Origin of the sequence: Nocardia sp. 2TAF39 (assembly GCF_052114905.1) — a bacterium.
In the GTDB taxonomy this organism is placed as follows: Bacteria; Actinomycetota; Actinomycetes; order Mycobacteriales; family Mycobacteriaceae; genus Nocardia.
The window spans coordinates 70,186-81,176 of record NZ_JBFRFQ010000029.1; the positions used below are offsets into that span (position 1 = coordinate 70,186).

Annotated in this window: 8 protein-coding genes and 2 pseudogenes; all 10 read left to right on the plus strand. The window is 64.6% G+C overall.

What is annotated here, in order from left to right; translation table 11 throughout:
- Positions 1–85: 85 nt before the first annotated feature.
- Positions 86–1,195 (plus strand): methyltransferase, encoded by a 1,110-nt coding sequence (locus tag AB4Z47_RS19195; RefSeq protein WP_441952516.1) that lies wholly within the window; start codon positions 86–88, stop codon positions 1,193–1,195.
- Positions 1,196–1,329: 134 nt separating this feature from the next.
- The gene (locus tag AB4Z47_RS19200) at positions 1,330–1,746 is read left to right on the plus strand and encodes a hypothetical protein (protein WP_441952518.1); all 417 of its coding nucleotides are present in this window, start codon (positions 1,330–1,332) and stop codon (positions 1,744–1,746) included.
- A gap of 180 nt (positions 1,747–1,926) precedes the next feature.
- Positions 1,927–2,430 carry a Scr1 family TA system antitoxin-like transcriptional regulator gene (locus tag AB4Z47_RS19205; protein ID WP_441952519.1) on the plus strand — a complete coding sequence of 168 codons (504 nt, stop codon included), beginning with the start codon at positions 1,927–1,929 and terminating at the stop codon, positions 2,428–2,430.
- Between the two features lie 479 nt (positions 2,431–2,909).
- A pseudogene (locus tag AB4Z47_RS19210) lies at positions 2,910–4,624 on the plus strand (ISAzo13 family transposase).
- 5 nt (positions 4,625–4,629) lie between these two features.
- On the plus strand, positions 4,630–4,956 hold the full coding sequence (locus tag AB4Z47_RS19215; RefSeq protein WP_441952520.1) for a hypothetical protein: 327 nt from the start codon (positions 4,630–4,632) through the stop codon (positions 4,954–4,956).
- 70 nt (positions 4,957–5,026) lie between these two features.
- The gene (locus AB4Z47_RS19220; RefSeq protein ID WP_441952522.1) at positions 5,027–5,281 is read left to right on the plus strand and encodes a hypothetical protein; all 255 of its coding nucleotides are present in this window, start codon (positions 5,027–5,029) and stop codon (positions 5,279–5,281) included.
- Between the two features lie 13 nt (positions 5,282–5,294).
- A complete protein-coding gene (locus tag AB4Z47_RS19225) occupies positions 5,295–6,707 on the plus strand; it encodes a family 2B encapsulin nanocompartment shell protein (RefSeq protein ID WP_441952524.1) in 1,413 nt (470 codons plus the stop codon).
- Positions 6,691–7,845, plus strand: coding sequence for a polyprenyl synthetase family protein (locus AB4Z47_RS19230; RefSeq protein ID WP_441952525.1), 1,155 nt, complete (start codon positions 6,691–6,693; stop codon positions 7,843–7,845). The genes AB4Z47_RS19225 and AB4Z47_RS19230 overlap by 17 nt, the downstream gene beginning before the upstream one ends.
- Before the next feature lie 81 nt (positions 7,846–7,926).
- Positions 7,927–10,335, plus strand: coding sequence for an FAD-dependent oxidoreductase (locus AB4Z47_RS19235; RefSeq protein ID WP_441952527.1), 2,409 nt, complete (start codon positions 7,927–7,929; stop codon positions 10,333–10,335).
- Between the two features lie 16 nt (positions 10,336–10,351).
- Positions 10,352–10,991: pseudogene (locus tag AB4Z47_RS19240) on the plus strand (hypothetical protein); the annotation flags it as partial.

The window sequence follows — 10,991 nt, forward strand, 5'->3', positions numbered from 1 at the left end:
GTGCGTACACCGCACAGGTCTTTTTCGCGACTCCTCGTCGAAGTGCTTTTCGCACCTTTGCACGTTCGATCACGAGGAGTACCTGGTGTCCACCGTTTCCTGGACCGAAGACAACACGCTCCGATCCGCTCGCTGGCATTCCGAAAGTGCCGCGCCGCCACCGGATTCGGTGGTCGTTGCCGACGACCGGATGACCGCCGCCGCCGCATGCCGCCTGGCTCGTGCCGGGACCGGCCTGCTGTGGCGGGGTGACTTCCACAATGCCAAGCAGCTGTTGCAGGCGATGGGGAGGCGGGTCGATCGCAACGTCGCGCTCGGTGCTGATCCGGCCGAAGCGTTCCGCCGGCATCGTGCGGCGCGCCACCGCCGTGCGCGCGTGCTCGGCAAGCTGCTCGTTCTGCTCGAGGACGATAATTCACTGGAGCTGCGCCGCGCTCCCGACGTGCGGCGGGCATGCCGGGAGGCATACGGCGTGCCGCACGGGTGCACGGTAGTCGCGCTCACCGAGTTGCTCGGCGTACTGGGCGCAGCACAGTGGCGAGAAAAGGGCGTGTACGTGCCCGCCCTCGGCGCCCGTATCCATCCGCACTACGGCGTGTTCTCCCCGGTCCGCGGCGAGTATGTCGATCTCGTCGCGCAGGCGCCGCTGCCCGGCAAGGTCCACACCGCATTCGATCTCGGCACCGGGACGGGCGTGCTCGCCGCCGTGCTGGCTCGTCGAGGGTTCACCCGAACCAAGGCTACCGACAGCAGTACTCGCGCCCTGTCCTGTGCCCGCGACAATCTCGATCGGCTGGGATTCACGTCGGTCGACATCGAGGGCCCAACACTGTTTCCCGAAGGGAAGGCCGATCTCATCGTCTGCAATCCGCCCTGGATTCCGGCCACGCCGACCTCAGCGCTGGAAAGCGGTGTCTACGACGAGAACTCGTCCATGCTGTACGACTTCCTTTCCGACCTCCGTGCATACCTTCGCCCGGGCGGCGAAGGTTGGCTGATCCTTTCCGACCTCCCCGAACACCTGGGTCTCCGAACCCGCCACGAACTGCTCGAGTGCATCGCCACCGCAGGCCTACACATAGCCGCTCAACTCGACACTCGCCCCACCCACCCCCGAGCCCACAACCCCACCTCGCCCCTCCACACCGCCCGCGCCGCCGAAACAACCTCCCTCTACCGTCTGCTACCCCGTTGAGCGGCACACCAGCAAGCGTCTCTCGCGATTCGCCGTACGTATCTGCGGCGCGTAGGTTCGATGCCACTGGAAACCCCACGCGCCAGCGAGGATTCCGCCGTTCCGAGGACCGAATCAACTGGCATGATCTGGGCATGACCAGACCCTCGAGAGCCGTTGTCTTATCCGCAATCGCAGCCGCCGCTGCGCTTGTCGGATGCTCGACCGACAAGGAGCCCGCCGCAGCGGCCGCGAGCAGCACGCCTTCGGCGCGCCCGATTTCGGAGCCGCCGCCCTACACGCACGAGATCGTCGGGAAGGAGATCCGCGTATCGACCCCGAGCGCGGACCCGAAGGACCTGCTCGACACCTATTACAACGTCGCTCGCACGCTGCGCGGTACGTTGCCGGAGGGCGGTTACTCGGTGCGGATCTACTGCAACACCGGCGGCACCGACGAGGCCGACAACCGGCTTGCCAACGGCAGCATCGGCGTCGGCGAGCTCGGTGTCGCGCAGGTGGGCGGTCCTGGTGGATTCGACGGCGTTGTGCCGGGCGCGCACTGCCCGTGATACGCCCGCGGCGCCCTTGTCACCTACCAAGTCTCAACCGTGACCGCCGAAGTGCCGAACTCCGAACACGACCGCCGGTGGTGCGAGTGCCACATCTGCCGGCACATGGGATTTCGACGCCGGCGATGTGCTGCTGCCCCATGTCGTGAGTACGGGCGGCAGGCCCTGCAACTACCTGGTATGCGAGATCAAAGGCGTAACCCGCTGATAGGGCTCCTGCAAACTGCGGAATACGCCGAGGCGATAATCCGGCAGGCTATCGACTTCTACCGGATACCCAATGATTTGGACCTTGGCGTGGCCAAGAGGCTCGAGCGACAGCAAGTCTTGTACAAGGGGGATCACCGATTCCACATTCTGGTCGGCGAGCATGCGCTGCTCACCGATGTGGCCAGAGACGGTGTGATGATCGGCCAACTCGACCGGCTGCTGGCGGCGATGGGGTTGCCTCGCATGGCGTTCGGCATCGTCCCGTTGAACGCGTACTGCCCAGCCCCGTCAACGAATTTCGCCATCTACGACGACCGGAGGGTGCTGGTAGAGGCGGTATCCGCCGAGCTGACCATCACGCAACCACGTGAAATTGCCACCTACCAGCGCACATTCCACGCTCTGACACGGGAGGCGGTGGTCGGCGACGCCGCTCGCGCCCTGATCGCCGCCGCGTTGGAGCGGCGCAGCTGATCAGAACACGCTGAGAGCCCGATCGGGAAGGGGACCGGATCGGGCTCTCGGTGGGGAGGGGTGAGAACGTCGGCCGACCCTCGCGACTTGCACAACGAGTACCGGACCGCATAGATCGTTGAGGCAGTGAACCTGTACCGGCTCCGGCTCGTCGAACAGTGAGCCGAGTGCCCGAGCGAGGCGAATGCGATGGAACGCATCACGCGTGCCCGTGCGGCGATCATTGCGACCGGCGAGGAGCATTTGCGAAGTGCGGGCGGGCGTGCGCCCGCGCGGTCGAAGGCTCGAAGCGGGTCCGTGAGCATGTGCTGGGGCGGTTGTCGGGCGAGAGACGAAAAAGGCCTCCCGGAACCGTGCACGCCGGTTTCCGCCCGTCCAACAATCCGTTAACCCCAATGCCGCGCGGTTAGGGCCTGCCGATCAATAACACGTAATGTCTCCGCTGTCGCGAATGATGTTGTGGTGTGGGTGTTTTCGGGGTGACTGTGGCGGGTCTGGCGGCGAAGTTCGAGGCGTTGCTGCCGCATCTGGACGAGCGGCAGTGTCGGCTCGTGCTGGGGGCGGAGGCGCGGATGCTGGGCCGTGGTGGTGGCCGGGCGGTGGCGCGGGCTGTGGGGGTGCGTGAGGCGACGGTATCCAAGGCGTCACGGAGCTCGAGGCGGGCGAGCTGCCGCTGGGGCGGGTGCGGCGTCGCGGTGGGGGCCGCAAAAGGCTGGTCGAGGTGGATCCGGGCCTGCGGTCGGCGTTGCTGGCGCTGGTCGAGCCTGGTGAGCGGGGCGATCCGACCTCGCCGTTGCGGTGGATGACGAAATCGACGCGCATGCTCGCGACCGAACTCACCGCCCAGGGGCATCGGGCGTCGGCGGATGTGGTGGCGGATCTGTTGCGGGAAGAGGGATTCAGCCTGCAAGCCAACGCGAAGACCATCGAGGGAACCCGCCACCCTGATCGGGACGGCCAGTTCCGCTACATCAACGATCAGGTCAAAGACCATCAGGAGGTCGGGGATCCGGTGGTCAGTGTGGACACCAAGAAGAAGGAATCGATCGGCCGATTCGCCAACGGCGGCAGCGAGTGGCGGCCGTCGGGCTCCCCGGAGCTGGTCAACACTCACGACTTTCCCGACGCCGAGCTGGGCATGGCGATCCCGTACAGGATCTACGATCTGGCCGCGAATACCGGCTGGGTCAGCGTCGGCTGTGATCACGACACCGCCGCGTTCGCCGTGGAATCACTGCGGCGCTGGTGGAACGGCTGCGGCCGGGCCGACTACCCGGACAGCCGGCGGCTGCTGATCACCGCCGACGCCGGCGGCTCCAACAGCTACCGCACCCGCGCCTGGAAAACAGAGCTCGCCGGTTTCGCTGCCGAGACCGGGTTGCAGGTCACGGTCTGTCACTTCCCGCCCGGAACTTCCAAGTGGAACAAGGTCGAACATCGATTGTTCTCCCACATCACCATGAACTGGCGCGGCAGGCCGCTGACCAGCCACGAGGTTGTGGTGAACACGATCGCGGCGACTACCACCCGCACCGGACTGCGTGTGCACGCCCAACTCGACACCGGCGAATATCCGACCGGCGTGAAAGTCGACGACGACCAGCTCGCCGCGGTGCCGATCACCCGCCACGACTGGCACGGCGACTGGAACTACACCATCGGACCCGAACCCGTCCCGCCCGCAACCGGAGCCGAGGCCTGCGCCACACCCGCACGCCCGGACACGGCCTGGCTGCGCTCTCCCGAACTGACCGGGCTCACCGAGCCGCAATGGGAATCGCTGATCGAGAAACTGACCGTGACCCGCCACGCACAGCGCGAAGCCCAACTTCACACCAGGCGCGGACGCACCCGCCAGAAAGCACCCGGAACCGGCCGGAAAACACTGCTCACGCTGGAGGACCGCGTCGCGATCACCCTGCTGCACCTGCGGTTCGCCACCCGCCAACGCGCCATCGGCGCACTGTTCGGCGTCAACCAGCAGACCGTTCACAACGTCGTCAAGCAGACCAGACCCCAGCTCACCCTGGCCGGACACCACATCGTCCCGACCGGGATCGTCCTGCGAGATGCCCAAGCCGTCACCGAATACCACACCAACCCAACAACATTCGTACAGATTGCGTGTTATTTAACGGCGGCCCCTAACCGCGCGGCATTGGCGCTAGCGCTGGATCGCTGTGCCGGTGGCTGACGTTCTTGCGCTCGAAGTATGTTGCGCCGCTGGGTGATCGGAAGGATCTGCGGGCTGCGCTGAGTATGTACGCCGAGCATCGCTTCGCCGGGGAGTTGGCCGACCGGTGGGACGGGTCGACCTGGAACCTGCACATGGGCATTCTGTCGGCCTTCTACAAGTGGGCGGTCGCGGAGGGATACACCGCTGCGGTCCCGTTCGTCGAGGTTGCCGAAATCCGTTGTTGGCCTATGACCTGGCTGTCGGCTTGGTCGCGAACACCCATCCTCAAGGCGGCATCGGAGCGCGCAACACTGCGGAGAAGTACGTGGTTGCGCTGCGTCGGATGGTGACGACGCTGTCGGAACCGGATTCGACGGATCGGCTCGGAATCTGACGAAGGCTGCCCTGCTGCGCTTTTGGATGAGCGAGAACCAAGCCCGCGAGGATCGCACCCGGATGTTGCTCAAAGGATTCGACGACGCGTCCGGTCTGCTGAGTTCGGAAGTGCGGCGATTGCTGGCCGGCCGCGGCGTGAATCCTCATCAGCGAGAACAGCCTTACCTCGCCTACACCGACACCGACTGGGATCGGCTCGAATCGCCTGCAACACAGGCGATCTTGCTGAAATCACGTCATTGTGACACCGTCTGTCCTGTCTATATCTGTCTATTGTGAATGGTGGTGAGTCGTGCCAGAGTTCAACGGGCACAACGGCGCTGGGCAGCTCAGTCTGAGCACAGCGGCCGCGCGCAAGCTGTCGTCGACGACCAAGTCCGTACCGCAGATGCAGGGCATCACCCCGCGCTGGCTGCTTGACCAGTTGCCTTGGGTGGAGGCCAGGGGTGGTGCGTACCGGGTCAACCGGCGGCTGAACTACACGCTCGGAGACGGGCGACTGAACTTCCACGCCACCGGCAATGCGGTACAGGTCATTCCGGCCGAGCTGACCGAACTCCCATGGCTGCGGAATTTCGCCGATACCGACGTGTTGCAAGCCCTTGCCGACAGATTCACCCAACATGAATACGAACCGGGGGAAGTGTTGGTAGCGGCAGGCACTCAAGCCGACCAGCTCCATCTGCTCGTACACGGACGGCTCACCAAACTCAGCGAAGGCAAGTTCGGGGAAGAGTCGATCCTGGAAATCATCGCCGACGGTGACTATTTCGGCAACGAAGCATTGATCGGCCCCGAGAGTACCTGGAATTACTCGATCAAGGCCAGCACAGCCTGCACGGTGATGTCACTGCCAAAGTCGGCCTTTCAGGAGCTGCTCGAACAGTCCGAGGCACTGCGCGACCAGCTGGAGCGCTATCAAGCGACCAGAGGAAAATCGCAGAACGCTCATGGCGAGGCCGGTGTGGACGTCATGTCCGGTCATCGCGGTGAGGTTCCCATCGCAGGCACATTCGTCGACTATGAACTCGAGCCACGCGAATACGAGCTGAACATCGCGCAGACCATCCTTCGGGTGCACACCCGGGTCTCCGACCTCTACAACGAACCGATCGACCAGCTCGAGCAGCAACTGCGACTGACCATCGAAGCGGTGCGGGAGCGTCAGGAGTACGAGCTGGTCAACAACAAGGAATTCGGCCTGCTGCACAATGCGGACTTCAGCCAACGGATCTACACCCGTAGCGGCCCGCCCACTCCGTACGACATGGATCAGTTGCTTAACACTGTCTGGAAGAACCCCAGTTTCATTCTCGCCCATCCGGATGCCATTGCCGCCTTCCGCGACGAGTGCACCCGACAGGGCGTTTCCCCGGAAACCATCCACGTCCCCGGCGGTCGACTGTCCGCATGGCGCGGTGTGCCCATCTATCCCTGCTGGAAAATCCCGATCAGCGATCGGCGCACCACGTCGATCATGGTGGTGCGCACCGGCGAAGCGGAACAGGGCGTCATCGGTCTGCGCAAGACCGGCCTGGTCGACGAGTACGAGCCCGGCCTGAGCGTGCGGTTCATGAGCATCGACGAGCAGGCGATCGTCAACTACCTGATCACCTGCTACTACTCGCTGGCCGTGCTGGTGCCGGATGCCCTGGGCGTACTGGAGAACGTTCAGCTCGGGAGCGCCCATGGCCCCCACCGCTGATGCGGACCCCTTCGCGCGCGCCCGTGAGCTGATCACTCCCGGCCTACAGGCAGCGGTGGACCAGATGAACCCAGCGACGCGCCAGGTCATCGGCTACCACTTCGGCTGGTGGGACGAACAGGGCCGTCCCCGGGCAGAAGGTGCGGGCAAGGCGGTGCGGCCCACTTTGGCGATGCTCGCGGCGCGGGCCGTCGGCGGCACCGCCGAACGCGCGACCAACGCGGCCATCGCGGTCGAGCTGGCGCACAACTCCTCATTGCTGCATGACGACGTCATAGACTCCGACCGCACCCGGCGCCACCGCCCCACCGCGTGGACGGTCTACGGCATACCCGCAGCCATCCTCGCCGGTGACGCCCTGGTAACGCTGGCTACTGAGGCTCTCATCGCCGACAGGCCGCCGCTGGCCACCGAGGGGGTGCCTCGACTCAATGCGGCACTGCTGCGGGTGGTTGACGGCCAAGTCGCCGACATGGCGTTCGAAGGCCGGTCTGACGTGCGGCTCGACGAGTGCATCGAGATGGCCGGCAACAAGACCAGCTCATTGTTCGCCGCCGCGTGCGAGCTCGGCGCGATTGCCGCCGGAGCCGCGCCGCAACGAGTCCGGCAGCTACACCAGTTCGGCGAGCACCTCGGCCTCGCGTTCCAACTCGTCGACGATCTCCTTGGCATCTGGGGCGATCCGGCCACCACCGGCAAGCCCGTACTGTCCGACCTACGTACCCGCAAGAAGTCACTGCCAGTGGTGGCCGCCCTGGTCACTGGCAACAGCGCCGCCAGGCAGTTGGCCCAGCTGTACTATCGCGCCGATCCGTTGGACGATGCCGATCTGCGGACCTGCGCCGAGCTCATCGAGCAGGCGGGGGGACACTCTTGGGCACGTGCGGAAGCGCAGCGCCAACTCGATGCGGCCCTGGAGTGTCTACGGGCGGCGAATCCGGAGTCGAAAGCCGCAGCGGAACTAATGTCCATCGCGCAACGGCTCAGCGCTGTGCCTAACACGACTGGGCCTAACACGACGGCACTGGATATCACCGACATCACTGGGGCGATCCCCGTGCGCCCCAACGGTTTCGGCACCGCCACCGCACGGCAAGCTGTTGGCAGGCGCGCGACGGTGACTACCTCTGCTCTGTAGTTCGGCGTGGGTTTCGTTGATCGGGCCGATATCCGCTCACGCGCGACCCCCATCGCGCTCGACGATATGGAAGGAATACAGATGGCTCCGAGTGTTGCGGTCATCGGCTCCGGTGTGTCCGGTATGACTGCGGCCTACTTGCTGCGCAACAAGTTCGAGGTCACCGTGTTCGAGGCAGACTCCCGCCTGGGCGGTCACGTCGACACCCGGCATCCCGAACCCGGCCGGCCTGCGGAGATGGCGTTCGCGATTGCCAGCACCATCCACTACCCGAACTTCACCCGGCTAGTGAAGGACCTCGGAGTGGCGACTAAGCCAGTGGACGTGTCCACGGAGGTGTCGTGCTCCGACTGTGGATTCGCCCACCGCAGCGCCGATCCCATGGAGCTGGCCAGCCTCCCGTGCCGCCCACCTGGCGTCAGCGAACACGTCTGGCACCGATGCGTCGAGGACTCCAAGCGATTCGTGTCGCACCTGCGAGAGGCCATTCACGCCGAGCCGGACACCACCCTCGAGCAGTTTCTGCTCAAGGAAGAGTTTTCCACTTACTTCGCTGAGCACTTCGTCTACCCCCGGTTGCGGGTATGGCTCCTGACGGACCTCAGGTACACCCCCATCGGGTGTCTGACCAACGTGCTGGACCGCTACGGGCTCCTCGGCGGTGCCGAGGCATTCCGATCCTGGTACGTGCTGTCCGAAGGTAGTGCGGCCTACATCAAGCGCATCGCCGCTACCGTGACCTCGATCAAAACCTCGACACCGGTACGCGCGGTCAGCCGTACCGGCGACGGAGTCGCCATCCGGGACGCCGCCGGGAACATCCACCACTTCGACAAGGCCGTGCTGGCCTTGCACGCCCCGCAGGCGCTCGCCTTGCTCACCGAACCCACCGCCGAGCAACGGTCCGTACTCAACGCGTTCGACTACACGCCGCTCGAGGCGGTGCTGCACACGGACGAGAGCATGCTGCCCACCGGATCAGGCAGCGCCGGTGTCGCGATCCAACTGTCCTGTACTAACCCACATCTGCCGCCGCTCACTGCCCACGCAAACATGAATCGAATGCGCGGTGAGACATCGTCCACGACGTACTGGGTGACCTACGACCCCTTCACTCCGGTGAATCCGGCCAGTGTGCTGGCCCGTGAGGTCTTCCGCCACCCGACCATGACCCTGCGGTCCGCCGCGGCCCAACGCCGCCTGCCCGCGCTGTCCGATCACGTCCTCGCCTTCGCGGGCTCTTACCATGGCGACGGCTTCCACGAATCCGGCTGCGCCTCGGGGGTCGCGGCGGCGGAGGCACTCACCGGCAAGGATGCCGAGACCCTGTTCAAGGAAGCAGCGTTCAAGGAAGCAGCATCCACGAGCGTGCACACCGCGAATCGAACCCCGGACCGGTCCCGGCCCAAGCCACGGGGCCGCGCGGTACACCTCCTGTCGACAGGCCGCCCTCCGATCAGGCACCTTCGCCCGCCCGGCCTTGACGTCCTTCACTTCTCCGGGCGCCGCGCCCTTGCCGCCGTCCCCGACGCCGGCCACCGCGCGATGGTCGCCGGCGTCCTGGCCTCCGGCCTGGTCGACGAAATGATCGCCCGCATCGCGGGCTTCGACCCGACCATCAACCTCGCGCAGGTCCGCGCCAACGTCGACATGCTCACCACCGAGTTCGCGGCCTTTGGCGTCACCGTTCCCGCTGCCACCACCAGGGACCTCACGCTGCTGCGCGCCCTGATGGTGCCCGTCGCAGACGACGCGCTCGCCCTTGCCCTGGACCGCCTCTGGGTATTCACCCTCAACGTCGACGATGTGTGCTGCCACGATCCCGTGGAAGCCGAAGCCATCATGCGGGACGGCATGCTGGCTGGGCAGTCCGCATCATCGTCGTACACCGGATACATCCAGCACATGTTCACCGAAGTCGCGCGGTTCTGTGATCCGACATTCCTAGCCGTCTACAAGACCTTCTTCTACAACGCGATTACCGGCGTCCTCATGGAGGCAGAGTTCACGCCGGAAGCGTCCGACGAGATCGACAGTGACTTCGTCCGCACTTTCAACGGCTACGGCCAGTTCTGGTTCACCTCACTTCAGTTCATCGACCCCTGCTTGAGCGCCAACCGCAATCGGGCATTCTGGTCGGCGGCGCTGAGCTCCGGTGAGGCGTTTCTCAGCGACATGAATGACGTCCTGTCCTTCTACAAGGAGGCGGTGCATGGTGAGGACTTCCTCGTCAGCAGGATCTATCGCCGCTCGGTACAGGAGAACATTCCTTACCTCGCCGCCTACCGCCGGAGCCTCGACGGCGGCCGGGCCGCCTACCGCCGAATCCTGGATCTCGCCACTGACGAGCAACGCCCGCACCTAGACCGCTACATGACCGCCTACGTGTACTGGCACTTCGTTTGCCGCCGCTGCCGCTGGCAGGACATCTACCCTGGCCTGCCCCCGATCGACATCTACGATCAATCCGATTCAGCGCCTCATCGATGAACAAGGAATCGCGATCATGCTTATCATCGCCTTCAAACCCGGACACGACGGTGGAATAGTCGCCGTTGAGAACGGTCGCTTACTGTATTCGCTTGAATCGGAGAAGGATTCTTTTGCCAGATACTCTTACTTGACTCCAGAAACGGTGTTGGAGATCGCCGAACGTCTCGACAGACTACCTGATGTCATTGCGGTCGGAGGTCGGCTGAGAGTCGGGGAGGCGAGATTCGGCATCCAGAACGAGATCAATGCCGGTTATTATGGAGCCGAGCAAATGATAACGCGGCCAAGCCGATTCTTCGGGAAAGATGTCACATTCTTCTCCTCCTCTCATGAGCGTTCTCATATTATGGGTGCAATAGGCATGGCCCCACCGCAGCGTCATCGCTTCCAGGTTGTCCTGGTATGGGAAGGGGTTACGGGTGCATTCTTCTTGGTCGACCACGGGTATCGGGTCGTGAAGAAGTTCGAGGTCATGGAACTACCCGGTGCCAAGTACGCTGCCCTGTTCGCCATACTAGTGTCTCGCACCGGGAATTCGTTAAGTATGTGGATTGTAGGCTCGCCTGGTGGCGCGGACGGGTCGGCCGGTGGCCGAGGTGGTGTTGACCGACGAGGAGCGGCAGACGCTGGAGCGGTGGGCTCGGCGGGCGAAG

Excerpts from the sequence above, each read along its gene's own strand:
- AB4Z47_RS19235 (WP_441952527.1), top strand. The coding sequence starts at position 7,927 with ATGGCTCCGAGTGTTGCGGTCATCGGCTCCGGTGTGTCCGGTATGACT.
- AB4Z47_RS19200 (WP_441952518.1), top strand. The coding sequence starts at position 1,330 with ATGACCAGACCCTCGAGAGCCGTTGTCTTATCCGCAATCGCAGCCGCC.
- AB4Z47_RS19220 (WP_441952522.1), top strand. The coding sequence starts at position 5,027 with ATGAGCGAGAACCAAGCCCGCGAGGATCGCACCCGGATGTTGCTCAAA.
- AB4Z47_RS19230 (WP_441952525.1), top strand. The coding sequence starts at position 6,691 with ATGGCCCCCACCGCTGATGCGGACCCCTTCGCGCGCGCCCGTGAGCTG.
- AB4Z47_RS19205 (WP_441952519.1), top strand. The coding sequence starts at position 1,927 with ATGCGAGATCAAAGGCGTAACCCGCTGATAGGGCTCCTGCAAACTGCG.